The sequence below is a fragment of the Streptomyces sp. NPDC059092 genome (assembly GCF_042756365.1).
Taxonomy (GTDB): domain Bacteria; phylum Actinomycetota; class Actinomycetes; order Streptomycetales; family Streptomycetaceae; genus Streptomyces.
On the sequence record NZ_JBHZEJ010000012.1, the window covers coordinates 105,993 to 131,754 of the forward strand.

General features: G+C 72.0%; 24 protein-coding genes. 16 read left to right on the top strand and 8 right to left on the bottom strand.

The genetic code is table 11. The annotated features are described in order from the left end of the window. The first annotated feature begins 11 nt into the window (after nt 1-11). The 3 genes from ACFXPL_RS10500 to ACFXPL_RS10510 all read left to right on the top strand — a co-directional run bounded on the left by ACFXPL_RS10500 (nt 12) and on the right by ACFXPL_RS10510 (nt 2,714). A complete protein-coding gene (locus tag ACFXPL_RS10500) occupies nt 12-1,316 on the top strand; it encodes a sensor histidine kinase (protein ID WP_384915688.1) in 1,305 nt (434 codons plus the stop codon). Further along, nucleotides 1,313-1,972, top strand: a complete 660-nt coding sequence (locus ACFXPL_RS10505; protein WP_384915691.1) for a response regulator — start codon at nt 1,313-1,315, stop codon at nt 1,970-1,972. Before ACFXPL_RS10500 ends, ACFXPL_RS10505 begins: the two co-directional genes overlap by 4 nt. 145 nt (nt 1,973-2,117) lie before the next feature. After that, the gene (locus tag ACFXPL_RS10510; protein WP_384915694.1) at nt 2,118-2,714 is read left to right on the top strand and encodes a Uma2 family endonuclease; all 597 of its coding nucleotides are present in this window, start codon (nt 2,118-2,120) and stop codon (nt 2,712-2,714) included. A 77-nt stretch (nt 2,715-2,791) separates the two neighbouring features. Here the strand turns inward: ACFXPL_RS10510 and ACFXPL_RS10515 are convergent, their stop codons facing one another. Further along, nucleotides 2,792-4,426 (bottom strand): ABC transporter permease, encoded by a 1,635-nt coding sequence (locus ACFXPL_RS10515; protein ID WP_384915697.1) that lies wholly within the window; start codon nt 4,424-4,426, stop codon nt 2,792-2,794. Further along, entirely contained in the window at nt 4,423-5,367 is a 945-nt protein-coding gene (locus tag ACFXPL_RS10520) for an ATP-binding cassette domain-containing protein (protein ID WP_384915700.1), read from the bottom strand. Before ACFXPL_RS10520 ends, ACFXPL_RS10515 begins: the two co-directional genes overlap by 4 nt. A gap of 152 nt (nt 5,368-5,519) precedes the next feature. Between ACFXPL_RS10520 and ACFXPL_RS10525 the strand changes: the two genes are divergently transcribed. Further along, nucleotides 5,520-6,017, top strand: coding sequence for a GbsR/MarR family transcriptional regulator (locus tag ACFXPL_RS10525; RefSeq protein WP_384915703.1), 498 nt, complete (start codon nt 5,520-5,522; stop codon nt 6,015-6,017). On the opposite strand, the gene ACFXPL_RS10530 is transcribed toward ACFXPL_RS10525, so the two are convergent. Both ACFXPL_RS10530 and ACFXPL_RS10535 read right to left on the bottom strand, forming a co-directional pair. Further along, nucleotides 6,014-7,990 (bottom strand): hypothetical protein, encoded by a 1,977-nt coding sequence (locus tag ACFXPL_RS10530; RefSeq protein WP_384915706.1) that lies wholly within the window; start codon nt 7,988-7,990, stop codon nt 6,014-6,016. The genes ACFXPL_RS10525 and ACFXPL_RS10530 overlap by 4 nt on opposite strands. A 160-nt stretch (nt 7,991-8,150) precedes the next feature. Then, nucleotides 8,151-9,086 (bottom strand): diacylglycerol kinase family protein, encoded by a 936-nt coding sequence (locus tag ACFXPL_RS10535; protein ID WP_384915710.1) that lies wholly within the window; start codon nt 9,084-9,086, stop codon nt 8,151-8,153. 228 nt (nt 9,087-9,314) lie between these two features. On the opposite strand from ACFXPL_RS10535, the gene ACFXPL_RS10540 reads away from it, so the two are divergent. Continuing rightward, a complete protein-coding gene (locus ACFXPL_RS10540) occupies nt 9,315-10,598 on the top strand; it encodes an adenylosuccinate synthase (protein WP_384915714.1) in 1,284 nt (427 codons plus the stop codon). A 105-nt stretch (nt 10,599-10,703) separates the two neighbouring features. Here ACFXPL_RS10540 and ACFXPL_RS10545 read toward each other — a convergent pair whose 3' ends face one another. From ACFXPL_RS10545 to ACFXPL_RS10555, 3 genes are all read right to left on the bottom strand, one after another. Then, entirely contained in the window at nt 10,704-11,399 is a 696-nt protein-coding gene (locus tag ACFXPL_RS10545; protein WP_384915717.1) for a lytic polysaccharide monooxygenase, read from the bottom strand. 461 nt (nt 11,400-11,860) lie between these two features. Further along, nucleotides 11,861-12,592, bottom strand: coding sequence for a hypothetical protein (locus tag ACFXPL_RS10550; protein ID WP_384915720.1), 732 nt, complete (start codon nt 12,590-12,592; stop codon nt 11,861-11,863). Nucleotides 12,593-12,744: 152 nt separating this feature from the next. After that, nucleotides 12,745-14,538, bottom strand: a complete 1,794-nt coding sequence (locus ACFXPL_RS10555) for a serine/threonine-protein kinase (RefSeq protein WP_384915723.1) — start codon at nt 14,536-14,538, stop codon at nt 12,745-12,747. Nucleotides 14,539-14,773: 235 nt separating this feature from the next. Here ACFXPL_RS10555 and ACFXPL_RS10560 point away from each other — a divergent pair, with 235 nt between their 5' ends. The 5 genes from ACFXPL_RS10560 (at nt 14,774) to ACFXPL_RS10580 (ending at nt 21,365) form a co-directional block, all read left to right on the top strand. Continuing rightward, the gene (locus tag ACFXPL_RS10560; RefSeq protein WP_384915726.1) at nt 14,774-16,168 is read left to right on the top strand and encodes an aspartate aminotransferase family protein; all 1,395 of its coding nucleotides are present in this window, start codon (nt 14,774-14,776) and stop codon (nt 16,166-16,168) included. A 172-nt stretch (nt 16,169-16,340) separates the two neighbouring features. Then, the gene (locus ACFXPL_RS10565; protein ID WP_384915729.1) at nt 16,341-17,033 is read left to right on the top strand and encodes a GntR family transcriptional regulator; all 693 of its coding nucleotides are present in this window, start codon (nt 16,341-16,343) and stop codon (nt 17,031-17,033) included. Beyond that, on the top strand, nt 17,030-19,900 hold the full coding sequence (locus tag ACFXPL_RS10570; RefSeq protein WP_384915732.1) for a glycosyltransferase: 2,871 nt from the start codon (nt 17,030-17,032) through the stop codon (nt 19,898-19,900). Before ACFXPL_RS10565 ends, ACFXPL_RS10570 begins: the two co-directional genes overlap by 4 nt. A gap of 248 nt (nt 19,901-20,148) precedes the next feature. After that, entirely contained in the window at nt 20,149-20,799 is a 651-nt protein-coding gene (locus ACFXPL_RS10575; RefSeq protein WP_384915734.1) for a hypothetical protein, read from the top strand. A 170-nt stretch (nt 20,800-20,969) separates the two neighbouring features. Continuing rightward, the gene (locus ACFXPL_RS10580) at nt 20,970-21,365 is read left to right on the top strand and encodes a DUF488 domain-containing protein (RefSeq protein WP_384915738.1); all 396 of its coding nucleotides are present in this window, start codon (nt 20,970-20,972) and stop codon (nt 21,363-21,365) included. Between the two features lie 20 nt (nt 21,366-21,385). On the opposite strand, the gene ACFXPL_RS10585 is transcribed toward ACFXPL_RS10580, so the two are convergent. Continuing rightward, complete coding sequence (locus tag ACFXPL_RS10585; protein WP_384915741.1) at nt 21,386-22,210, bottom strand: SLATT domain-containing protein; 825 nt, start codon at nt 22,208-22,210, stop codon at nt 21,386-21,388. A 351-nt stretch (nt 22,211-22,561) separates the two neighbouring features. Between ACFXPL_RS10585 and ACFXPL_RS10590 the strand changes: the two genes are divergently transcribed. The 6 genes from ACFXPL_RS10590 (at nt 22,562) to ACFXPL_RS10615 (ending at nt 25,732) form a co-directional block, all read left to right on the top strand. Beyond that, complete coding sequence (locus ACFXPL_RS10590; RefSeq protein ID WP_382894365.1) at nt 22,562-22,897, top strand: YbaB/EbfC family nucleoid-associated protein; 336 nt, start codon at nt 22,562-22,564, stop codon at nt 22,895-22,897. A gap of 71 nt (nt 22,898-22,968) precedes the next feature. After that, entirely contained in the window at nt 22,969-23,568 is a 600-nt protein-coding gene (gene recR, locus ACFXPL_RS10595) for a recombination mediator RecR (RefSeq protein WP_384915744.1), read from the top strand. Continuing rightward, a complete protein-coding gene (locus ACFXPL_RS10600) occupies nt 23,561-24,229 on the top strand; it encodes a DUF5063 domain-containing protein (RefSeq protein ID WP_384915747.1) in 669 nt (222 codons plus the stop codon). The genes recR and ACFXPL_RS10600 overlap by 8 nt, the downstream gene beginning before the upstream one ends. A gap of 88 nt (nt 24,230-24,317) precedes the next feature. Beyond that, nucleotides 24,318-24,455 (top strand): hypothetical protein, encoded by a 138-nt coding sequence (locus ACFXPL_RS10605; RefSeq protein WP_384915750.1) that lies wholly within the window; start codon nt 24,318-24,320, stop codon nt 24,453-24,455. Between the two features lie 355 nt (nt 24,456-24,810). Then, nucleotides 24,811-25,461 carry a hypothetical protein gene (locus ACFXPL_RS10610; protein WP_384915752.1) on the top strand — a complete coding sequence of 217 codons (651 nt, stop codon included), beginning with the start codon at nt 24,811-24,813 and terminating at the stop codon, nt 25,459-25,461. Nucleotides 25,462-25,501: 40 nt separating this feature from the next. After that, the gene (locus tag ACFXPL_RS10615; RefSeq protein ID WP_384915755.1) at nt 25,502-25,732 is read left to right on the top strand and encodes a hypothetical protein; all 231 of its coding nucleotides are present in this window, start codon (nt 25,502-25,504) and stop codon (nt 25,730-25,732) included. The last annotated feature ends 30 nt before the right edge of the window (nt 25,733-25,762 follow it).

Genomic DNA, 25,762 nt, shown 5'->3' on the forward strand with positions numbered 1-25,762 from the left:
ACCGTGGAAAAGTGACCGAAACCAAATCCGCGAAGCCCCAGGACAACGAGCTCCGCGTGGCCAGGGGTGCCTACGGCGGCCTCCGCCAAGACCTCTTCGACAGCGCCCTCGACTACCGCCCGCTGCCGCCCATGCGGATGGACAGCCGCTTCACCGGCCGACTGCCCGAGCGGATACGCGAGGTCGTGGGGTGGGCCCCGCACGCCCTCATCGTCGCCGCGGCGCTGATGATATTCACCGTCTCCGTCGACGCCGGCGGCGCCGGCGCGCTCGGGCTCCTGTCGGTGTTCCCGCTCCTGCTGACCCTGGTCAGGCCCGTCCTCGCCTGGTGGGCCGCGCTGGGAGTCACCCTCGTCACCAACGTCTTCACCCATCACGACTGGCCCTGGACGCCCACCTCCTTCGCCGGTTACCTCCTCGTGATGACGCTGGTGGCCATCCGCACCACCCCGCGCACCGCCGCCTGGATGTGGGCGACGACCGCCGCGTACGCCGCGTTCTCCGAGGTCTTCCTGACCCGCCTCTACTACGGCTTCGGCAGCTCCACCTCCGTCCCGATGCTCTTCGCCTCCGCGCTCGTCCTGCTGCTCGTGAGCATGCTCCAGGTCCGCCGCACGGCGGACCAGGAGGTCGCCGCGCAGCAGACCGTCACCGCCGTCGAGCGCGGCCGGCGCACGCTGCTGGAGGAACGCACCACCATCGCCCGCGAGCTGCACGACGTGGTCGCCCACCACATGTCGGTGGTCGCCATCCAGGCCGAGGCCGCGCCGTACCGGGTGGAGAACCCGCCGCCCGAGCTGGAGCAGGCGTTCCTCACGATCCGCGAGAACGCCGTCTCCGCCCTGACCGAGCTGCGCCGCATCCTCGGTGTCGTACGGGCGGACGACTACGAGGCGCCCGACGCCCCGCAGCCCACGCTCGCCGAACTCGACGGCCTGATCGACAACGTCCGCGCGGCCGGCCTCACCGTGGAGAAGACGGTCACCGGCGCGGTGCGCGAGCTGCCGCAGGGCGTGGAGCTGTCGGCGTACCGCATCGTCCAGGAGGCGCTGAGCAACGCGCTGCGTCACGCGCCCGGGTCGACCGCGCGCGTCGAGATCGCTTATGTGCTCGGCGGCCTGGGCCTGCGCATCGTCAACACACCGCCGCGCGGCCTGGTCAAGCCGTCGCCGGGGGCGGGGCACGGGGTCACCGGCATGCGGGAGCGTGTCACGATGCTGAACGGTGAGATGACCGCGGACCTCACGGAGGACGGCGGCTACGAGGTCGCGGCCTTCATTCCGGTGGCCGCCGTGCGGGACGGGGACGCGTCGTGACCATCAGGGTGCTGATCGTCGACGATCAGGTGATGGTCCGCGAGGGCTTCTCGGTGCTGCTGAACGCGATGCCGGACATCGAGGTGATCGGCGAGGCGGTGAACGGCCACGAGGCGGTCCGGCAGGTGGCGGTGCTCCGCCCCGACGTCGTCCTGATGGACATCCGGATGCCCGAGCTGAACGGCATCGAGGCGACCCGCGAGATCGTCGCGGCCGACGCCACCGCGAAGGTGCTGATCCTGACCACGTTCGACCTGGACGAGTACGTGTACCAGGCGCTGCGCGCCGGCGCCTCCGGCTTCCTCCTGAAGGACGCCTCGGCGCGGCAGCTCGCGGACGGGGTACGGGTGGTGGCTGCCGGCGAGGCGCTGCTGGCCCCGACGGTCACGCGCCGCCTGATCACGGAGTTCTCCAAGCTCTCGGACACCCCGCGCGGACCGGCGATGGCCCGGATCGGGGACCTCACGGAGCGCGAGACGGAGGTCCTGGTCCTGATCGCGCAGGGCCTGTCCAACGCGGAGATCGCGGAGCACCTGGTGGTCGCGGAGTCCACGATCAAGACGCATGTCAGCCGGATCCTGGTGAAGCTGGGGCTGCGCGACCGGACGCAGGCGGCGGTGTTCGCGTACGAGGCGCGGCTGGTGACGCCGGGGTGAGGTGACGCCGGGGGCGGGGCCCAGGGCGGGGCATGGTGGCGAGTACTCGTCATTTGATCACTCACGAGGGTGATCGGATCGGGAAGGACCGTTTCGGCTGCGCGCGGGCCGGTCATGCTGGTGTCCGCCTGACAGGAGGTGCACCATGACAGTTATGGCAGAGCGCGCGATTCAGCAGATGTCCGTCGAGGAATTCGAAAGGATTGCCAAGCTCGTCGAGCGGGAGTCCGACGCCGTCAGGTTGGAGTTCATCAACGGACGGATCGGAATCAAGGGCATGACGGGCGGCGATCACTCGGAGATCATCCGGTGGCTGCAGGAGCGTTGCATTCAAGCCCGGCCCGATGTGTGGCTGTACGCCGGAGGCGAGCTCGGTATCGAAGTCGGGGCATATCGCAAAGGCCGGGCCAAACCGGATGCGATTCTCGCGCCGAGAAAGACTTTCCTCGGCCAGGGGGACTGGAGTGACGCGTCACGCGTGCTGATGGTGGTCGAAGTGACGTCGTACGACTGGGACACCGATCGGCGGGACCGTAAGGAGAAGCCCTCCGCCTACGCCGCGGCCGGAATCCCGATCTATTTGCTGGTCGATCGCGACCACTGCACGGTCACCGTGCACAGCGATCCGACGGTGGATGGTTACGGCCATCGTCACGTGGCGGACTTGGGTAAGAAGATTCTGCTCCCCGAACCCGTCTCCATCGAACTCGACACCGAAGGTCTGACGGATTTCCTCTCCTGACGTGCGCGGGCCGGTTCTGTCCACAGCCTGTGGACGGAACCGGCCCGTCATGACATACGCGCCCGGTCCGGCCCGGCTCAGGTCAGCACATCCCGCCGCCGCAGCCCCGCCAGTCCCGCTGCCGCCAGCGCCACCGCCAGCCCCGTCAGGGCGAGCACCGGCGGCCACGCCATCTCCGGGCCCGGCAGTTTCGGGAGGTGGCCGAAGGGCGACAGATTCATCAGGGCCTGCGGGAGACCGAGCGCCGGGCCGAGCCAGCCGAGGGCCAGGGCCAGGCCGCTCGCCGCCCATGCCGCCGCGACCGCCCTCGGGAACGCCCCGTACAGCAGCACCGCCACTCCGCCCAGCAGCCAGATCGCGGGCAGTTGGACCAGCGCGGCGCCGAGGATTCCGGTCAGGTCGTGGCCGTAGCCCAGGAAGAGGCCCACCCCGCCGAGCAGCATGATCAGTACGGCGCCGCCGAAGGCGATCAGCAGGTGGCCGGCGGCCCAGCGCAGGCGGCCGACCGCGCCCGCGAGGACCGGTTCGGCCCGGCCGCCGGTCTCCTCGGCGCCCAGCCGGAGGACGGAGGAGACCGCGTACAGCGCGGCCACCATGCCGAGCAGGCTCACCATAGCTGCGAGGAACGCGTCCGTCAGTCCTTGTTCGCCGCCCATCCGCTGGATGATCTCGCGGGTCCGTGCGTTGTCGCCGACCAGCTGCGCCGCGCCGTCCGTGATCCCGCCGAACATGATCCCGCTGAGCAGGAACCCGGCGCCCCAGCCGAACACGCTGCCGCGCTGGAGCCGCCACGCCAGCCCGCCCGCCGTGGCGAGCCGGCCCACCGTGGGGCCGGGCCGCGCCGGCAGGAAGCTCATACCGATGTCGCGCCGGCCGGCGAGGGCGTACGCGAGGACCGCCTGGACCGCGACGGCGGCCAGGATCAGGAGCAGCACCCACCAGCGTGCGTCGGCGAAGGCGCGTACGTGCTCGGCCCAGCCCAGCGGGGAGAGCCAGGTCAGAGGCGAGGAGCCGTCGGCGGTCGCGGCGTCGCCCGCCGCCTTGAGGACGAACGCGGCGCCGATGACCGCGGCCGTGAGGCCCTTCGCGAGCCGCGCGTTCCCGGTGAGCTGCGCGGCGATCGCGGCGGTGCACGCGAAGAGCGCGCCGACCCCGGCGACCGCGAGGCCGAGGGCGAGCGAGCCGGTCAGGTCGCCGGTGGCCCCGGCCAGTCCCGACGTGATCACCAGTGCCAGCGCGGTATGGGCGATCAGGGCCGTGAGCAGCGCCGCGGTCAGCGGCGCGCGGCGCCCGACCACTCCGGCGGAGAGCATGTCCTGGCGGCCGGTCTCCTCTTCCTCCCGCGTGTGCCGTACGACGACGGTCAGGCTCAGCACGGCGGCGAGCGCGGTGCCGAACGCGGTCATCCGTACGGTGGTGAGCCCGCCGATCGAGTCGCTGAAGACGGGTCCGTACAGGGCGCGCAGCGAGCCGTTGGACGCGAGGGAGCGTGCGAGGTCGGCGCGTTCGGCCGCCGTACCCGCCAGCGAGCCGAGGGAGCGGGCGACGGACAGGAAGGAGCCGCCGAGGACCAGCACCCAGACCGGGAGGAGGATCCGGTCGCGGCGCAGCGCGAGGCGGAGCAGCGGGCCGGTGCCGGCGAACGGGCGGGAGCCGCCGGTCCGGGCCGCGGGCAGGGCGCGCGAGGGGCCGGTGGCGGCGCCGGCGGTCATGACGCCACCGGCTTCGGCAGGGCGCCCGCCGCATCGGACCCATCGGTCCCTTCGGCCGCGTCCGGCGCGTAGTGGCGGAGGAACAGCTCCTCCAGCGTCGGCGGCGTACTGCTCAGCGAGCGGACCCCGGCCCCGGACAGGCACCGGAGCACGGCGTCCAGCTTGTCGGTGTCGACCTGGAGCCGTACCCGCAGCCCCTGGACGTCGAGGTCGTACACCCCGGGCAGCCGGTCGAGCCCGGCGGGCGGTCCGGCCAGCTCCGCGCTCACGCTCGTACGGGTGAGGTGGCGCAGCTCGGCCAGCGAACCCGACTCGACGGTCACGCCCTTGCGGATGATCGACACCCGGTCGCACAACGCCTCGACCTCGCTCAGCACATGGCTGGAGAGGAGGACGGTCCTGCCCCGGTCGCGCTCCTCGGCGACGCAGCTCTGGAAGACCTCCTCCATCAGCGGGTCGAGCCCGGAGGTCGGCTCGTCGAGGATCAGTACGTCCACGTCCGAGGCGAACGCCGCGACCAGGGCGACCTTCTGGCGGTTGCCCTTGGAGTACGTACGTCCCTTCTTGGCCGGGTCCAGTTCGAACCGCTCGACGAGCGCGGCCCGCCGCCGCGCGTCGATTCCCCCGCGCAGCCGTCCGTACAGGTCGATGACCTCGCCGCCGGAGAGGTTGCGCCACAGCGTCACGTCTCCGGGGACGTACGCCACGCGCCGGTGCAGTTCGACCGCGTCCCGCCACGGGTCCCGGCCGAGGAGCCGGGCCGCGCCGGAGTCGGCGCGCAGGAGTCCGAGGAGGACCCGGATGGTGGTGGACTTCCCGGCTCCGTTGGGGCCGAGGAAGCCGTGCACCTCGCCGCTCTCGACGGTGAGGTCGAGACCGTCCAGCGCGTGCGTCCGGCCGAACGACTTGTGCAGTCCTGCGACGCTGATTACCTTCGCCATGATTCGGAACGTACGCTACTTTCACAAAGTTGTGAAGTTAAGGAAGTGTAAAAAAGCCGCGTTAGGATCGGAGCGTGGGCGCGGAGGCGAGACGCGGACGCGGGGCGCGAGGCCCGGACGCCGCGGCGGACAGCAGGGGAGACGAGCAGGCGATGCACGAGAACAGCCCGTCGCGGGACCCGGAGGCGGTGAGCCGCTTCGTCGAGCGGTTCGCGGCCGAGATGACCGAGGCCGGTATGCAGCGGACGGCTTCCCGGGTCTTCGCCGCCCTCCTCTCCTCGGACGACGCGTCCCTGACCTCGGCGGAGCTGAGCGAACGGCTCGGCATCAGCCCCGCCGCCGTATCGGGCGCGATCCGCTACCTCGTCCAGGTCGGCCTGGCCGGGCGGGAGCGCGACCCGGGCTCCCGGCGGGACCGCTACCGGGTGCACAACGAGGTCTGGTACACGACGTTCGCGCAGCGCGACGCCGTGCTCGTCCGCTGGGAGAACGCCCTGCGCGACGGCGCGGAGTCGCTGGGGCGGGACACCCCGGCGGGGGCGCGGCTGGCGGAGACGGTCGAGTTCTTCGCGTTCGTGCAGGAGGAACTGGTGACCATGATGGACCGCTGGCGGGCGCTCCAGGAGCAGCGCAGGGCGGAGCGGGCCTAAGGCGCGGCGTCCGCCCCGTCGGAGGTGGCGGCGGTGGCGTTCGGGGCGAGCAGCTCCAGGTAAGCGCGGGTCCCGGGGTCGTTCGGGTTGATCTCCTCGTACGGATGCCGGGGCCACATCGCCCGGTCCTCGATCCAGGGCACGACGGCCGGGGCCGGGTCCAGCCAGCCGCGCAGCTCCGCCTCGCCGGTGGGGGCGGGCAGCCCGAGCCACGGGCGGCGGGACGTGCCGGGCGCCAGTACGCCGAGCAGCGCCTCCGGCAGGTCGTCGTCGCCACCGTGGGCGGGGAAGAACAGCAGCACGGGCCCGGCGCCGTACGGATCGTCCAGCAGGACGTACCGCTTGGGCACGGGCACCGGGGCGAGAGCCGCCCGCACCAGCGTGCGCACCGTCGGCAGGTCCCGCCGCACCAGCCGGAACAGCGCCGTCAGCCCCGTCGCCGTGCAGGCCCCGCCCACCAGCAGGGTCATCCACGGCATCTCGTCACCCGGGATCAGCCACAGCACCCCCACGCCGGCCGCGGCACCGAGGCTCTGGAGGACGGCGGTCAGCGAACTCAGCTCGCGCAGCGTCCGCACCCGCCACCACGGCACCGCCCGGACATCGAGGTCGGGACGGAACCGGTGGCTCGCGGACCGGGGGACGACCCGGCGCGCCTCGGCGGCCAGGACCCCGTACGTGAAGGCGAGCGGGGCGTGAAGGTCCGCGCGGGCCAGGCGGTCGGAGGCCTTGGCGAGGCTGACGGGCGTACGCGGGCGCGGCACCGCGGGGGACGGCGTGGAGAAGGGCGCCAGGGTCGTACGGTCGCCTCCCCGGGCTCCTCCGCCGCTCCACGGCAGCTCGTTCCGCCGTCGCAGCAGCCGGACGGCGCCCCCGGCCAGGCCGGCCAGGGTGAGCGCCATCCCGGTCAGGGTCACCACGCCGTTCACGGTGTTGGCGATCGTGCCGCGCTCCTCGGCGTCGTACAGCTCGCCCTTCCACGGACCGTACGAGACCAGCCACCCCGACTCCCAGTCGTGGAGGAGCGGATCGCGGTCCGGGTCGCAGTGGTACGTGCCCTGGCGTTCCGTGCCGCTCCACGGCTCGGTCCACCGCACGGAGCAGAGACCGTCGGAGCGCTCGTCGATCACGGTCAGGTCGATGTGCGGGTCCTTCTCCGAGGCCTCGAAGGAGGCGATGCCCACGCCGAGCGCGATCGCGCCGACGAGCAGGACCCAGCGGAAGAGGCCCCGGCGGCGCCGGGAGGCGGTGAGCGCGGAAGGAATGGCCGAATCCGTGGCGGACGGTCCGGGGGATACGGACGCTGCGGGTGTGCCGGGTTGCGGCCGTCGCGGAACCGGCCGTTCCAGCAACCCGCGCTCCACCGCCACCCGTACGTTCCTGCGCCGCGCCCGTTCCCCCCGTACCGCCCGCGTCCAGACCAGCTCCGCACCGCCCGGCGGCGCGATCACTCCGCCGGTCCTGGGATCGCCGCACCACCACAGCACCCCGCCGGGGCCCGGCTCGACGAGCTGGTAGCGCTGCTGTACGGCGATCACGGCCAGCGGCCACAGATCACCGGTGACCGGGTCGCGCAGGACCACCGTCCCGCCGTGCAGCCCGCGCGGTACGGAGATGGCGGCGCAGGATGTCCACTCCGCCGCCACCAGGCGGTTCCTCATCCGGCGGGCGAGTCGCCGGGCGCCCAGGCCGAGCCCGGTCGTGAAGAGGGCGAACCCGCACAGGGACGGCAGCACCTCCTCGGGCCAGGTCAGCCCGCGGCCCCGGGCGGCCAGCGCGATGACCGCGACGCCGGCCAGCAGCGTCGGCCCGACGCGCGCCCAGGTGCCGGCGCGGGCCCGGTAGCGGGTCAGGGCCTCCGCCGTGTCGGGGAGGTCGAGCGCGACGGCCGGACGCCCCCCGTCCTCCGCGTCCGCGTCTCCGCCACCACCCGGCCCGGGTCTCTGAGCCGCGGTGTCGTAGGTGCTGGGCATGTGGTCCGTCCCCCGGGCGTTGATCGGACGCTGAGGGTAACCGCCCCGCTGACCAGGGGAAAGCGGTACCCCCCGGCGGGGAAAGGTGTCAGCCGCCGAGCGGACGGCCGCGCCGAGCCGGCCGCCGCGCCGAGCGGACGGCCGCCCGCTCGGCGCCGGGTCAGCCGCGCCCCGGGCCGCCGCCGGGACCCGCGTACGCCCCGGCCACCGCGGGACCGCTCCCCGCACCGGCGGGCAGGGTCAGCCCCCAGGCGCCCGGCCGCAGCGTCCAGGTCCGCGTACGGACCGGGCCGGCGACCCGGGCGTCCGCGCGGTAGCGGAAGTCCGCGCCCGAGACGGTGACGGAGAGCGCGCTCGCCCTGACCGGCTCGGCGGCGCCGCACGTCCGGATCACCACCTCGGCCCGGCCGCCGCGCGACCGTACCGTCACGGCCTCGACCGGCTCGTCCAGATCGCTCAGCACGACACCGTCCGCCTCGACCCGCAGCCGGTGCGTGTGGACCGCGAGGGCGTGCGGGACGGGGCGTACGAGCGTACGGACCAGGGAGCGGCAGGTGTGCCAGACCGAGGCCACCGCGGGCGCGACCCCGGCGCCGCCGCCCGCGTCCTGGTCCGCGCCCGACGCCCCCGCACGCCCGGGGAGCACGGGGAGGGCCGGGATGCGGAGATCGCCCAGCACCACCCCGTCGCTGTCGTCGACCAGCAGGTCCAGTCTGCGTACCGCGCCGTCCAGCACCGCCCGCGCCGCCGCCACCGCGCCCGTCGGCACACCCAGCGAGCGCGCCAGCTCCACGGAAGCGCCCACCGGCACCACCGCGAGCGCGCCCGCGGTCAGCTCGCGCTCGCGGTGGAGCAGCGAGACCATCCGCAGCAGCGCCCGGTCGTCGCCCACCAGCACGGGACGCCGGCTGCCGCGCCTGGCCAGGGCCCGCGCCAGCTCGTCGGGCCCTTCGGGGAAGCAGATCTTCACCGCCGCACCCCCGCTGAGCACGTCTCTCGCGATCCGCACGGATTCGCCGTCGGTCCGGCCGGCGACCGGGTCGATGACCACCAGAAGCTGCTGCGCGCCGTTCTCGGCGGGCTCCGGAGCCGACACCTCGGTCCTTCCTCGGGTAGCATCTTTGTGCAAGAGCCCCTTGCGCTATTGCGCCAGGGGCTTCGTCTGTTCCGGGGCATCCGGTTCGACGGTCAGGTCTGTGTCGTACAACGCTGTGCGATGTCGCAGGCACGGATCACGCATGGTTACGGCGTACTCACGCCGTACGAACGGCGTTTGTGCGCTCCCTGACCTTGGACATGCCCCGCCCGGAAGGGGTGTACGCCTGTGCCCGCACTTGTGCTGCTCGGTGCTCAGTGGGGTGACGAAGGCAAGGGAAAGGCCACCGACCTGCTCGGTGGTTCCGTGGATTATGTCGTGCGCTACCAGGGCGGCAACAACGCCGGCCACACGGTCGTCGTGGGTGACCAGAAGTACGCACTGCATCTCCTCCCTTCCGGAATCCTCTCCCCGGGGTGTACCCCGGTGATCGGTAACGGCGTGGTGGTCGACCCGGCTGTCCTGTTCTCCGAGCTGAACGGTCTTGGCGAGCGCGGTGTCGACACGTCGAAGCTGCTGATCAGTGGCAACGCCCACTTGATCACGCCGTACAACGTCACGGTCGACAAGGTGACGGAACGGTTCCTCGGCAAGCGGAAGATCGGGACGACCGGGCGCGGCATCGGCCCGACGTACGCGGACAAGATCAACCGCACCGGCATCCGCGTCCAGGACCTCTACGACGAGTCGATCCTGGAGCAGAAGGTCGACGCGGCGCTGGAGTCCAAGAACCAGCTCCTCGCCAAGGTCTTCAACCGGCGGGCCATAGAGTCCGGCAAGATCGTCGAGGAGCTGCTGACCTTCGCGGACCGGCTCAAGCCGTACGTGGCCGACACGACGCTGATCCTGAACAACGCGATCGACGAGGGCAAGGTCGTCCTCTTCGAGGGCGGTCAGGGCACGCTGCTCGACGTCGACCACGGCACGTATCCCTTCGTCACCTCGTCCAACCCGACGGCGGGCGGCGCCTGCACCGGCTCGGGTGTCGGGCCGACGAAGATCAACCGTGTCATCGGCATCCTCAAGGCCTATACGACGCGCGTCGGCGCCGGACCGTTCCCCACGGAGCTCTTCGACGAGGACGGCGAGGCCCTGCGCCGCATCGGCGGCGAGCGAGGCGTCACCACGGGCCGCGACCGCCGCTGCGGCTGGTTCGACGCGGTGATCGCGCGCTACGCGACGCGGGTCAACGGCCTGACGGACTTCTTCCTCACCAAGCTGGACGTGCTGACCGGCTGGGAGCAGATCCCGGTGTGCGTGGCGTACGAGATCGACGGCAAGCGCGTCGAGGAACTCCCGTACAGCCAGACGGACTTCCACCACGCGAAGCCGGTGTACGAGTACCTGCCCGGCTGGTCGGAGGACATCACGAAGGCGAAGACCTTCGCCGACCTGCCGAAGAACGCGCAGGCGTACGTGAAGGCGCTGGAGGAGATGTCGGGCGCCCCGATCTCGGCGATCGGCGTGGGTCCGGGCCGTACGGAGACGATCGAGATCAACTCGTTCCTGTAACCCCTGTCCCGGCTTCCTGAGCGCCACGAACGGGCGTCGCACCTGGGGTGCGGCGCCCGTTGTCCTCGGGTGGGGGGCGGGGGCTGAGCCGGGATGGGGCGGGGCTCAGGAGATGGTCACGTCACTGCACATGAAGAACGTCTGGTCCATGTGCGAGGCCTGCCAGATCGTGTAGACGACGTGGCGTCCGGTGTACCCCGACGTGGTGACGTCGATGGGGTAGTACTCGGCCGGGGCGTACGCGGCGGTCCGTTTGACCAACTGCATGTCGCTCCAGTTCAGCGGCTGGGTCGTGGGGTCGAGCCCCTGCCTGCTGACGTAGACGAGGATGTAGTCGGCGCCGTGGCGGGCCTGGTCGTACAGGTTGATCTTGAAGTTGCTCTTGATGCCGGTCGTCTTCCACGCCCCGGGGACGTCCATCGAGTTGTAGCGCCCGCCCTCGGTGTGGCCCGCGCTGCAGAGCTGTCCGTTCGGGATGACGGCCTGGAAGTTACCGGCGGCGCCGTTGCGGTAGAGGCCGTTCCAGTTCCACATGGCGTTCGTGTTGTCCTGCCACGCCTGCCAGCACATGGGGTCCTGCGTGGCCATCGCCGGGTTCTGGAAGTCGCTGCCCCAGCGCAGCCAGCAGCCGTAGTTGCGGGAGGCCGGGTCGATGACCGATCCGTGGGCGGAGGCGGTGCCGACCGTGCCGATCAGGCAGAGCATGACGGTGGAGAGCAGCCCCAGGACGCGCAGGATCCAGCGCCTGGTGTGCCGGGGGCGGGTGGCGCGGGAGGTCGTTAAGTGCTCATGACAATCCATGTTGCGGTCTCCATCTTCCGGGTTGGGGGGATGTGGGGGATCCGGCATGGGAGCGCTCCCAACGTACTGCGGGACGGGCCGGCGTCATAGAGCTGAAACAAACGGAATTACGCGCGCCCGTTCCTCGGGCCCGCCCTCACGCCCCCGGGCCGGGGTATCACTCCGATGGGTGAACTCCGGCTGTCGCGGCGGAGGGTTCGGCCTGCTGGTCGAACGGTTCTGCGGTGACACGTATCCACAGGTCGATGCTGGTTTGACGGGTGATCGTCGGCAAATCGAACGCCGGTCCCGGGCAGGCATGTTGACACTTGCGCTCGTCACCGTGCGTGGCGTCGCGGTCGCGACAGCCCTGCGGATCTGCGATCAGATCCGGGCTGGAAATACCCCCGCGGTGACGCAATCACGGCCGTGGTGCCGTCCGGAGCCTGGTGCCGCGGTCGGACGAGGCGTTGAGCGATCGGTTACGTGAGCTTGGCCATCTGCGCCGCCGTCACCGCGGGCGCGATGTCCGTGCTCGACGGGTCGAACGGGTTCATCGCGTAGAAGAGCGCCACCGTGTCTCCCGTACGTACGAGCGCGTACTTCAGCGGGATCTTCTCCCCGTCGAGCGAACCGGTCAGTTCGAACGCCAGTGACTCGTCCGCCCCCGCCGGACCGTCCTCCGCCTCGACCCCCGTGTAGGTGTCCTCGCCGGCCTCTCCGTCCGCCGCGTTCGTCGTGAAACCGCCACCGCAGGCGGAGACGGCCTTGCCGAGATCGGCCAGCGCCCGGGCGGCCCCGGCCCGCGGATAGGAGGACAGGCTCACCAGCACGCCCGACGCCGTCATGGCGTCCGGCTCCGAGGTCGCGACCAACTGCCGGTAGACGGAGTCCGAGGGGGAGCCCGCGGCCACGGTTCCCACCAGGTCCGCGATCGGCTGGCAGGCCGGTTCCGACGCCGTTACGGCACCGGTGGAGCGCACCTCGCCCGCCGTCGCCTCGGTCACCTCGTAGCCCTTGACCTCGGTGACGATCCGCGCCTCCAGGTCTTCTCCACCCGCGGCGGGCGGCGGGTTCGGCGACGACCGCTCCGCGGCGGGAGCTTGCTTGCCGTCCGCCTTCCCGGTCTCCGAGCAGGCCGCCGCGGAGCCCAGCATCAGTACGACGGAAACGGCACCCAGCGCACGCCGGACCCGCACAGAGGTGAGGAGCATGAGGGGGGCCTCCCGGACTCCGGTGACAGTCCGTGCGCGGTCGCGTACGGAACTGCTGAGGCTACAGCCGGTACGCGACCCGGGGCGCGGGCCCTCAGGCCCGACCCCGGGTCCGGAGGCACGGGTTCGCACCACGGCCCGAGCGGGTTCGGTCAGCCCGTCTTCGTGTACGTCAGGGACTCCCCGGTATCCGTCACGCGACGGAGGCCGCCGTCGGGGAGGACCGTCAACTCCGTTGCGGAGCCCGGGGAGCAGGAGGTCATCGGCTTCCCGGAGGCCACCACCGACGGGCCGATCCGGAGCGGGCCACCGTCGGACGGGGCGGCGGCCAGCGGGGCCTCGAAGACGCAGTGGTACGCGCCGCCGTCCGCCGGGCCGTCCGCCGTCAGGGTCAGGATGGTGTCGCCCACGTCACCCTGTCGTATGACCAGCGTCCGGGTGCTTGGCCCCGAGCCGGTGTCCAGGCCGGCCTTCCAGGTGCCGAGGTACTGGGCCGGGATTCCGCCAGGGCCGGTCGAGGGGGCGGGAGTTCCGGTGCCGGGGCTGGAACCCGGTTCGCGGCCCTGGGGGTTCGCGGCCCCCGGGGACGCGGTGTCCGTCACGGGTGCCGCGTCGTTCGCCGTCCCGTCGCCGTGCATGACGGCGTACACCGAGCCGCCCGCGCCGATCGCGACGACCACCGCGACGGCGATCAGGGCCACCGTGCCGCGGACGCTGCGCATCACCGGTTCCGGCGCCGGGGGAGGGCTCAAGTAGCTGTACGGGGACGGGGGCGCGGGTGCGGGCGCGGGTGAGGACGGGGGCATCGGCGCGTGCGGTGGCGTCGGTGACACGGGTGCCGCCGGTGCCGTCGGGCCGGTCACCGGCGGCGTCCCGAGCTGTCCATTCCTGTCGTGGGTGCCGTGCGGTCCGTACGCTCCGCGGGTTCCACCTGGTCCGTACGGACCGGGCGGCCTCGGGGCGTCCGGGCTTCCCGGTGCCGGAGTGCCGGGGCCGGGTCCCGCCGCCGGCGGCCGTACCGTCCCCGTCGGGTCCTCGTGCTCCAGCAACCGCACCGCGTGCTGCCCCAGTTGCGCCAGCAGCCCGCCCGGCAGCCACGGCTCCCCGCCGGGCCCCGCCCCCGAGTCCTCCGCCTCGCCCACCCGGGCCAGGATGTCCCGCGTGGTCGGCCGCCGCGCCGGGTCCTTGCGCAGGCAGTCGCGTACCAGCTCCGACAGGCCCTCGGGCAGCCCCGACAGGTCCGGTTCCTCCTGCGCGATGCGGAACATCAGGGCGTGCACCCCGGCCTCCGCCCCGCCGAACGGCAGCCGCCCCGTCATCGCGTACGCCAGCACCGCGCCGAGGCAGAAGACGTCGCACGCCGCCGTCACCCGGTCCCCGCGCACCTGCTCGGGCGCCATGAAGCCGGGCGAGCCCACCAGCGCGCCGGTGCGGGTCAGCCCCTCGTCCGCGACGGTCTCCAGCGCGCGGGCTATCCCGAAGTCGATGACGCGCGGCCCCTCGATCGTCACCAGCACGTTGGACGGCTTGAGGTCGCGGTGGATCAGCCCCGCCGCATGGATGTCCTGGAGCGCGTGGGCGAGGCCGGACGCGAGGATACGGACGGAACGCTCCGGCAGCGGCCCGTGCCGCCCCGCCACCACCGTCTGGAGCGAGGGTCCCGCCACATAGCCCGTGGCCAGCCAGGGCACGTCCGCCTCCGTATCGGCGTCGAGGACCGGCGCCGTCCACACCCCGCCGACGCGCCGCGCCGCCGCCACCTCCTGCCGGAACCGGCCGCGGAACTGTTCCAGCTCCGCCAGTTCCCGCCGGACGAGCTTGACCGCGACCGTACGGCCCCGCTCGGAGCGCGCCAGATACACCTGGCCCATCCCGCCCGCGCCGAGGCGGGCCAGCAGCCGGTAGGCGCCGATGTGCGTGGGATCTCCTGCTACCAGTGCGTCCATGGCCGCGCGGCCCCCTCCCCGTACCCCGAACCCGGTTGACACACCCATTGTCGGTGTCGCGCCCGGATCATCTCGCATCGGGAAGGGAGGAGCGGATCGAGGGGGAGCTCAGGGGCGGAGGAGGAGCCCAGGGGCGGAGGAGGGGGAACGAACGCGCCACAGTGCCGATCAGCGCCACCCCGCCCATACATACCGGCCATATCGGTCCCTTCCCGTACCTCCCTACGCTGGTCCCATGACCGCACACGCCGCCCCGCACCCCGCCTCGTACGAAGACCCGCACGCCGCGGCCCCGCACATCGGCGCCGCCGTGAAGGCCGCCGACCGCGCGCACGTGTTCCACTCCTGGTCCGCGCAGGACCTGATCGACCCGCTCGCCGTCGCCGGCGCCGAGGGCTCCTACTTCTGGGACTACGACGGCAACCGCTACCTCGACTTCGCCAGCGGTCTCGTCTTCACCAACATCGGCTATCAGCACCCCACCGTCGTCGCCGCGATCCAGGAGCAGGCCGGCCGCCTCGCCACCTTCGCGCCCGCCTTCGCCGTGGACGTGCGTTCCGAGGCCGCGCGCCTCATCGCCGAGCGCACCCCCGGCGACCTGGACAAGATCTTCTTCACGAACGGCGGCGCAGAGGCCGTCGAGAACGCCATCCGGATGGCCCGCCTCCACACCGGCCGCCCCAAGGTGCTCTCCGCGTACCGCTCGTACCACGGGGGCACCTCCACCGCGATCAACCTGACCGGCGACCCGCGCCGCTGGGCCTCCGACAGCGGCACGGCCGGCGTCGTCCACTTCCACGGCCCCTTCCTCTACCGCTCCGCCTTCTACTCCTCCGACGAGGCCGAGGAGTGCGCCCGCGCGCTGGCGCACCTGGAGGCGACCATCGCCTTCGAGGGCCCGGCGACGATCGCGGCGATCATCCTGGAGACCATCCCGGGCACGGCGGGCGTCATGACGCCACCGCCCGGCTATCTCGCGGGCGTACGGGAGATCTGCGACCGGCACGGGATCGTGTTCGTGCTGGACGAGGTGATGGCCGGATTCGGCCGTACGGGCAAGTGGTTCGCCGCCGAGCACCACGACGTCGTCCCCGATCTGCTGACCTTCGCCAAGGGCGTCAACTCGGGGTACGTACCGCTCGGGGGAGTCGCCGTCTCCGCCGCCGTCGCCGAGACCTTCGCCACCCGCCCCTACCCCGGCGGACTCACCTACTCCGGCCACCCGCTGGCCTGCGCCGCCGCCGTCGCGACGATCCAGGTGATGGCGGAGGAGAAGATCGTGGAGCACGCCGCGCACATCGGCGAGACGGTCCTCGGCCCCGGCCTGCGCGACCTGGCGGCGCGCCACCCCTCGGTGGGCGAGGTGCGGGGCACGGGTGTCTTCTGGGCGCTCGACCTCGTACGGGACCGGGAGACGCGCGAACCGCTGGTGCCGTACAACGCGTCGGGCGAGGCGAACGCGCCGATGGCCGCGTTCGCGGCGGAGTGCAAGAAGGGCGGCCTGTGGCCCTTCGTCAACATGAACCGTACGCACGCGGTGCCGGCCTGCAACGTCTCCGAGGCGGAGGCGAAGGAGGGGCTGGCCATCCTGGACGCGGCGCTGACGGTCGCGGACGAGTACACGGCGTAGCGCGCGGCGCGGCACACGCCGCAGTGCGCGGAATCCGGACAGGTCCGGGGCCGGATCCGGCCCCGGACCAGGTCAGGCGGGTGGCCAGGAGCCCGTCCAGGTCCACGGCGGCCCCGTTCCTCCCCACCCCCTGGCTTAAGGTGTCGGAAGCCGGACGAGGGGACGGAAAACCATGCCCGCCAGCGGAGCTGTCACCCGCAATACTTTGCGGCAGCAGATCGCGGACGCGCTGCGTGACGAGGTGCTTGCGGGGCGTTTACTGCCGGGGCAGGAGTTCACGGTCAAGCAGATCGCCGAGCAGTACGGGGTCTCGGCGACCCCCGTCAGGGAGGCGCTGGTCGACCTCTCCGCGCAGGATCTGCTCGACTCCGACCAGCACCGGGGCTTCAGGGTCCACCAGTTCTCCGTGACGGACTTCCGCGGCATGGCCGAGGCGCGCGCGCTGATCTTCGACGCCGTCTTCCGCGAACTGGGCGGTGAACAGCTCGCCGCCCGTGCGCAGGGCACCGCGCTCGTCTCCGTACGGCGCAGGGCCGAGGAGGCCGGGCGCGCGGCCAGGGCGGGGGACCTGAACATCCTCATCGGCTACGACCTGCGGTTCTGGCGCGAGCTGGGCGCCCTGGTCGCCAACCGGTACGTCGCGGACTTCCTGCACCGGCTGCGCGTGCAGGCCTGGGTGTTCTCCGTACCGTTCCTACGGGCGGAAGGCGGGGCGAAGGCTTGTGCCACATGGCTCTGGAACGGCTACGAGCCGCTGGTCGACGCCCTGACCCTCGGCGACACGGCGGCCGTGCGGACCGTCATCGGTGACTACGACGACCACTCCCTGAGGTGGGCGGACCGGCTGGAGCGCCCGCGGATATGACGACGGAAGAGACCCCCGGCGCGGACACGAGCGCCGGTACGGACACGAACGCGAGCACGGGTACGGACACGGACGCGCGCGCCGGTACGGACACGGACACGCGCGCCGGTACGGACACGGACACGCGCGCCGGCGGTACCGACGTGGACACGGACGCCGGTACGGACACGGACACGGACACGGACGCCGGGCCGGCGCTGGACACCGGCGCCGGTACGGACCCGGCGGGAACAGGCGCGCACACGGCTACGCGTGCGCGTACGGGCACCGGTTCGGGCGGGCTCGTCGACCTGACCGTCGTCGTCCCCGCGTACAACGAGGAGCGCCGCCTGCGCCCCACCCTCGACGCCATCCGCGACCACCTGCGGGCGGACCCCGACCGCTGGGGCGACTGGGAGCTGATCGTCGTCGACGACGGCTCCACCGACCGTACGGCCGAGGTCGCCGCCGAGGCCGCCGAGGCCGAGCCGCGCATCCAGCTCGTCAGGAGCGACGGCAACCACGGCAAGGGCCATGCCCTGCGGCAGGGCGTGCTCGCCTCGTACGGCCGGCGCGTCCTGGTGACCGACGCGGACCTCGCCACCCCGATCGGCGAACTCGACCGGCTCGACGAGCGGCTCTCGGCGGACGGTGGCGGCGGCGCGGCGATCGGCTCGCGCGCCCATCCCGACGCGCGCATAGAGGTACGGCAGCTCGCGGTCCGCGAGTGGCTGGGCCGGCTCGGCAACCGGCTCATACAGCGCGTCGCGGTCGACGGCATCAGCGACACCCAGTGCGGCTTCAAGCTCTTCGACGGCGAGCGGGCACGGACCGCCTTCGCCGACTCGCGGCTGGACGGCTGGGGCATAGACGTCGAGATACTGCGCTTCTTCCGGCGCTCCGGGTGGCCGGTGACGGAGGTTCCGGTGCGCTGGTCGCACCAGCCGGGCTCGAAGGTACGACCGCTGGACTACGGCAGGGTGCTGCTGGAGCTGGCCCGGCTGCGGGCCTCCCCCGGCCGCCCGCCGAAGGACGGCGGCGGTCGGCAGGGCGGCATCCTGGGCGCCGTTCGCGGCTGGGGGCGCCGGCACCGTACGGACCTGGCCGTCGCCGGACTCTTCGTCCTCGCCTCCTTCTTCCTCTACAAGGAGCTGTGGGCGGACCTCGACCGCGGATACCTCGCCGACGCCGGGTCGGACCAGAACCAGTGGGAGTGGTTCTTCGCGGTCACCGCGGACAACGTCACGCATCTGCGCAATCCGCTCTTCACCACGATCCAGAACTTCCCCGACGGCGTGAACCTGATGGCGAACACCGTCATGCTCGGGCTCTCCGTACCGCTCACGCCCGTCACGCTCGCCTTCGGCCCGGTCGTCACGTGGGCGCTCGTCCTGACCCTCGGGCTGGCCGGCACGGCGTTCGCCTGGTACCGGCTGTTCGCGCGCCGGCTGACCGCGAACCGCCGGGCGGCGGCGCTCGGCGGGGCGCTGGCGGCCTTCGGGCCGCCGATGATCTCGCACGCCAACGCGCACCCGAACTTCCTCGTGCTGTTCATGATTCCGGTGATCATCGACCGGGCCCTGCGGCTGTGCGCGCCGGACCGGGACGGAGCGAGGCCGAGGACCGTACGGGACGGGGTCCTGCTGGGTCTCTTCGCGACGTACCAGATCTTCCTGGGCGAGGAGCCGCTGCTGCTCGCCGTGATGGGCACGCTGCTCTTCGCGCTCTCGTACGCCGTCGTACGCCGTGATGTCGCGCGGGCGGCGCTGGGCCCCCTGCTGCGCGGGGTCGGCGTGGCGCTGCTGGTCTGTCTGCCGCTGGTGGCGTTCCCGCTGTACTGGCAGTTCCTCGGCCCGCAGAGCTACCACAGCGTGCTGCACGGCGACAGCGCGGGCAACAGCCCGCTCTCCTTCCTGGAGTTCTCCGGGCGCGCGCTCCTCGGCGACGAGGCGACGGCCGACGCCCTGGCGATGAACCGCACCGAGCAGAACGCCTTCTACGGCTGGCCGCTGATCTCCCTCACGCTGGGGATCGCGGTGTGGCTGTGGCGGCTCGCGGTGGTCAGGGCGCTGGCGTTCACGGCGGCGGCGGCTGCGCTGCTGTCGCTGGGGCAGAAGATCCGTATCCCGTACACCGATGTGGTGCTGCCGGGCCCCTGGCGTGCGCTGGCGCACCAGCCGCTCTTCGAGTCGGTCATCGAGTCGCGGGTGGCGATGATCTGCGCGCCGGCGCTGGGCGCGATGGTGGCGCTGGCGGTGGCGAGCCTGGTGGACGCCCGTGACGTACGAGAAGCCCGTGACGCCCATGACGTACGAGAACCCCGTGACGTACGTGACGCCCGTGACGTACGGGAGCGCGTTCCCGGTGGGCACCGCCTCATCGGCTTCGCGGTGGTGGCGGTGGCGCTGCTCCCGATCGTGCCGACGCCCCTGCCGGTACGGGAACGGCCCGAGGTGCCCCGGTTCTTCACCGAGAAGATGTACCGCGCGTACGTCGCCGAGGGCGAGTCCGTGGTCCCCGTACCGCTGCCCGACCCGGCCGACGCCGAGGCGCTGCGCTGGCAGTCGTCGACCGGGTTCGGATTCTCCGTGCCGAGGGGCTACTTCAACGGGCCGTGGGGCGAGAACCGTATGGGCATCTACGGGGCGCCCGCCCGCTACACCTCCTCGATGCTGCGTGATGTCCGCTACAGCGGCCAGGTGCCGGTGATCGACGACCGGTGGCGCGCGCAGGCCCGCTTCGACCTGGACTTCTGGAAGGGCGGCGTGGTGGTGCTGGCGCCGCAGCCCAACGACGGGGCGCTCTACGAGACGCTGGAGAAGCTGTTCCAGCGGCCGGGGAAGCGGACCGGCGGGGTCTGGATCTGGGACCTTCCGGCCAGAAGGTGACCGGCCCCGGTTCCTGGGTATCGATCGATACCGGATGATCGATGCCGGATGATGGGGTCGCGATGATGCGGGGCCGACGGGCCCTGGGTGCGCGGGAGGGGGCTGCCCGGCCGGCGTCGGCTTCCGGTCCGGCGGTGGCTGCCGGCCCGATGGGGTCCGCCGGGCCCCTTCGCCCGACGTGCCCGCCGCATTACGCTGTCCCGACCATCGCGCGCACGCGTACGAACCCGTTGGAGAGCGAGCCTCCCTTGGCCTGTGACCTGTGGTTGGTCCCCCTCGTCGATGTGCTGTGCCACAGCCCCGACAATCCCTTCGCCGAAGAGATCGCCGTCTACGACAAGGCGCTCGGCGAGGCCGGGCTGCCGTCCGTTCCCGTCTTCGCCTACATGCCGGGCCTCGCGGGCGATGTCGCCCCGGTCGCCGGCTTCGACTACGACGCGCTGCACTTCCTGCGGCGTGTGTACCTGCTCCAGCTCTGCGGCCTGGCGGTGACGCCGGTCGGCGAACTGGGCGGTGACTACGAGCAGTTGCTGGAGATGTTCGAGTCGACGGCTCAGCAGTCGCATCTCGTCTGGCACTACGACCACGCGGGCGCGTACGTCCCCGTGGACTTCGACCTGCCCCTCTCGAACGAGGAACTCCTCGCGGGTGGTGGCCCGTTGGGCTCGACGCAGGGCCTGCTGCGCGAGCTGGAGATCGTCGGCCCGGCGATCGGTATCGACCCGGCCAACCCCCCGTCGGCCCCGACCCCGCCGGACCGCCCCACGTCGCTGGAGGAACCGGCGGCCTCGATCCCGTACGACGACAGCCCGTTCGCCCGGGAGCGCCATGTGTGGCTGGGGCTGCACGCGGCGGCCACCAGGAGCCTGGGACAAGGCTCCATGATCATCTTCAGCTGACCGGCTGACCGGCTGACCGGCCGGCAGGGTGACGACAACGGATTCAGGGGCCGGCGGACCAGCCGGCCCCTGAACTGTCCCCGGCATGCCTGTTCCACCGGGTCTGTCGAGTTCTCGACACCCGCCGGTCGGAAGTCGCAAGCGCACCCGCCCCCGGGCATGCTCGGAGGATGGAGCGCAAACGAGGAGACGAGACCTCGACCGACGTGACGGTCCGGGTCAAGCGGGTGTACGAGGAGTGGGCCCCCGAGGACGGCACACGCGTGCTGGTGGACCGGCTCTGGCCGCGCGGCCTCAGCAAGGAGGACGTACGGCTCGACGAATGGGCCAAGTCGGCCACCCCGTCGGCCGAGCTGCGGGCCTGGTACCACGAGCGGATGGAGGAGCGGTACGAGGAGTTCTGCGACCGCTACGAGGACGAACTGACCGCGCCCGAGCCCGCACAGGCCCTGCGGCGCCTGCGGGAGCTGGCCCGCTCCGGCCACCCGCTCACCCTCCTGACGGCGGCGAAGCACCTGGGCCGCACACACGCGGACCTGCTGGCCCGCCTGGTGGCAGCCCCGTAGATCCACGTCGGCGGGCGCCCCTACCGGGTCTCGGGCGGGCGCTGCCTGGGCATGTTCGGCCGGGCGCCCGGAGGCAGCGGGAAGCGGCCCAGCGGCGGGACCGGGCCCTCGCCGCGGGCTCCGCCCATCGGCATCGACTGCGTCACCAGCGGCGCCGGCCCCGAGCGGAACTCGACCATCCAGTCCGCGGTCTCCGCCCGTACCAGCTCCGTCACGTCCTCCGTGAACCGCCGCAGCACCCCGAGGCACCGTTCCGCCGCCTCGCTCGCCGTGCCCTCCGTCGGGCCCAGCACCTCCCGTACGCACTCCGACGCCCAGTCGAACTGGAGCGTCTGGAGCCTGCGCTGCACCGCCTGCGCCGTGGCCACCGCCCGCATCCACCCGGACGTCAGCCCGAAGTACCGGTCGCACCCCACGCACGCCGCGCCCAGCAGCAGCGAGAAGTACCCCCATCCCGCCGCCCCCGCCAGCGCCCCCGTCAGATCCACCAGCGGCAGCGTCGCGCCCGCCGTCACCCCGAGCGCGGTGGCGGCGCGCAGGACGCGGGCGTAGCGGCGCTTGCGCAGCCGGTCGGCGAGATACCAGTCGACCGTACGCAGCGCGCCGGTCTCGACCCAGCGGTACAGCTCGTCGAGGCGTTCGGCCGGCTCGGCCCAGTCGCCCTGGGGGAAGGGCCCGCTGGTCAGATCGCCGTACGGTGGGCCGCCGATGTCGCCGTCGCCGAGGGGGTCCGCGGGGGCCGGACCCGTACCCCCGCCCACGGCCGCGCCCGTACTCGTGTCCGCGCCGGGTGAGGCGCCCTCCTCCCGGGCGGGGCCCCCGGGCTGCATCTCCGGCTGGCTCACCGAGGCACTCCTCTACGGTTCTGCGGTCTGCTGTGACACTGCGTGACGCTCATCATCCGCAGCGAGGGACCGTACGCGTACGTACGCACACGCGTGCGAGACGAATGCGAGATGAGAGCAAGACGAACGGGGTGATCCGCGCATGATGATGTGCTCGCAATTCCTACCGCCGAATGGTGGGCCGCGCCGACGAAATCCCGGCTTTTTCACCCCCGTCAGGGGTGTGAACAGCTACAGGAGCGGTCAGGCACTCACTCGAAAGAGTTGGTCCCGGTGGGGTGGGGCGCGGTACGCGGGGACCACGTAGGCTCGCCTTACAGGTACATCGTCGTCGAAATGCCAGGAGTGACCGTGATTCCCGGTGGTGGTCAGCCCAACATGCAAGAGCTGCTCCAGCAGGCCCAGAAGATGCAGCAGGACCTCGCGCGTGCGCAGGAGGAGCTGGCGGCGACCCTGGTCGACGGCCAGGCGGGCGGAGGCCTCGTGAAGGCCACCGTCAACGGCTCCGGTGAGCTGCGGGGCCTCGTCATCGACCCGAAGGCCGTGGACCCGGAGGACACCGAGACGCTGGCGGACCTCGTCGTCGCGGCCGTCCACGCGGCGAACGAGAACGCGCAGCAGCTTCAGCAGGAGAAGCTGGGCCCGCTCGCCCAGGGCCTCGGCGGTATGCCGGGCCTGCCCTTCTAAGACTCGCCGGTACCAACTAGCGTACGTACTCACGTGGACACGTACGCGTTCGTGGCAGGAAAGGCAATCCGTTGTACGAAGGCGTGGTTCAGGAGCTCATCGACGAACTGGGCAGGCTGCCCGGCGTCGGTCCCAAGAGCGCGCAGCGGATCGCCTTCCATGTCCTCCAGGCCGAACCGACCGACGTCCGCCGCCTCGCCCACGCGCTCCTTGAGGTCAAGGACAAGGTGCGGTTCTGCGTGGTGTGCGGCAATGTCGCCCAGGAGGAGCGCTGCGGGATCTGCCGCGACGCCCGCCGGGACACGACGGTGATCTGCGTGGTGGAGGAGCCCAAGGACGTCGTCGCGGTCGAGCGCACCCGGGAGTTCCGCGGGAAGTACCACGTACTCGGCGGCGCGATCAGCCCCATCGAGGGCGTCGGCCCCGACGACCTGCGGATCCGTGAACTGCTGGCCCGCCTCGCCGACGGTACGGTCACCGAGCTGATCCTGGCGACCGACCCCAACCTGGAGGGTGAGGCCACGGCCACGTATCTCGCGCGCATGATCAAGCCGATGGGCCTCAGGGTCACACGTCTGGCCAGTGGTCTGCCCGTCGGGGGAGACCTGGAATATGCCGACGAGGTCACGCTCGGGCGTGCCTTCGAGGGGAGACGACTTCTCGATGTCTGACGCAACGCTGCACGCCGTCAACCAGGATCCGGACGACTTCGCGGTCCAGATCGCCGACCAGATCGAGAGCTTCATCGTCGCCGTCACGGAAGTGGCGAAGGGCGATGAGCCGGACAGCGCCGTACCCTTCCTGCTGCTGGAGTTCTCGCAGCTCATGCTGGCCGGCGGCCGGCTGGGCGCGCACGAGGACATCCTCCCCGACGAACGGTACGAACCGGACCTGGGTCCCGAGCCGGACGTCGACGACCTGCGCGAGCGCTTCGCGGTGATCCTGGAGCCGATCGACGTCTACTCCGAGGTCTTCGACCCGTACGAGCCGCGCAAGGCGCCGGTGGCGCACCGTATCTCCGACGACATCGCCGACGTGGTCACCGACCTCCGCCACGGCCTGGCCCACTACCGCGCGGGCCGCACGACCGAGGCGCTCTGGTGGTGGCAGTTCTCGTACTTCTCCAACTGGGGCTCCACCGCCTCCGCCACCCTCCGCGCCCTCCAGTCCCTGGTCGCCCACGTCCGCCTGGACCAGCCCCTCCCCGCCCTGGACGGCCTTGACACGGACCAGGAGCTGACGGAAGCCGCGGAGGAAGCCCTCGCGGAAGAGGCGGGCCTCGTCATGGCGGAAGAAATCGCGGGCCCGCTGGGCCTCCGTACGGTCAGGTAACCGCGTCTGCGCACCGCCCCATGGTGGACCCAACGTCACCCGGTCATGACGCGGCGCGTTCATGGTTCGTGGGAGCGGGGGCGGTCCTGTGCCGTATGCCGTACGCGCACAGCAGTGGCAGGAACTGTTCGACCTGCCGGAACAACCAGGAGCGCCGGGCGCGGCGGGCCCGGCGGTGGTGGCGGAGCTGAAGGCGTCCTTCGGCGGGCCCGGCGGCCGTCGCTGATCGCCACGGCGGATTGACGTCCGGAGGGCCACGCGCTCCGGCCGGTCGAGGGCGTCAGGGGTTCGGTGGTGGTGAGGGGATCGCCGCAGGTCGTCCCGGGGCTTGAGCCTCGGGTTCCGGGCCCCGGGCTTCGAGCCCTTCCCGGGTGTTGGGTGGTTGAGGGAAACCCCACCACCCTCCCCGCCCCTCCACTGACGAGCGAATGTGACTATCTGTCTTCGGGTTGCGCCAGAGCGTGTTGAGCGTTTACGTTCGCCACGTAAAGCGGCTCACCGAGCTGGAGCGGCGGTTGCGGCAGGTGGCGGTGACCGATCCCGCGCCGGTGCCGGTTTCCGTACCTGAAGAGGAACCGGGCGTGTGCCAGGAGTCCCGCGCGGCGGGAGCGCCGGTACGCGACACGGAACCGGCCCCCGTCCCCGCCCCCGTCCCCGCGCCGGGGCGGGCGCCCGCCTCCGTCGCGTACCGCACCCTCGCGCGCCTCGGCCGTACCGAGCCCCGTATGACGCTGTCCGCCGCCGACTGCGCCGCGCTCGAAGCGCTCGCCGCCGAGTGGCTGGCGCGCGGCGCCACACCGAACCACATCACCCGATCCCTGACCGCCGGGCTGCCGCAGCCCCTGCACAGCCCGGTCGCGATCGCCCGCACCCGACTGGCGAACAAAATGCCGCCCGAGCCGAGCGACACGAGCGCACCGGCCTACGTCACCCGTGCGCTGATGACCTGCATCACCTGTGAGAACGACGAGTCGATGACGCTGCTGGTCGGGGGCGTCTGGGTCGAGTGCCGGGAGGAGATGACGGCGTACGACGCGGCCGAGGAGACCGGTCTGGTCATCGACGCGATCCCCGACACCTTCCGCGCGGTCCCCGCCCAGGTCGACGTGGCCCGCCGCGCCGGCGAACTGCGTGCCGCCGCCGGCCTGAAGACCCGGCCGATCCCCGAGCCGGTACACAGCGAACGCGTCCGCGCCCAGGCGGCGGCGCTCGGGACGAAGAACCTGTCGTGAAGGTGGTCCGGTGATTACCCCTTTGGGAAGGCGGCCCGACATGGCCCGCATCACTGTCGAGATCGACGGGGAGTTCCTCGAAGACATCCGCGAGGCGTTCGGCGCGGAGACGGACGAGGACGCGGTCAGGGTCGCGGTCGTGGACGCGGCGAAGCGTCAGCGGCGCCCGAGTTCAGTGACGCCATCAAGCCGGGGGAGGCCGACCTCACGTACGACGCCCGCGACGACCGAGCCGCTGGGCCGTCGACCCGGGAAGGGCGGAGGCCCGTGACGAAGGCGTGAGCGCCAGGCTGAACGAATG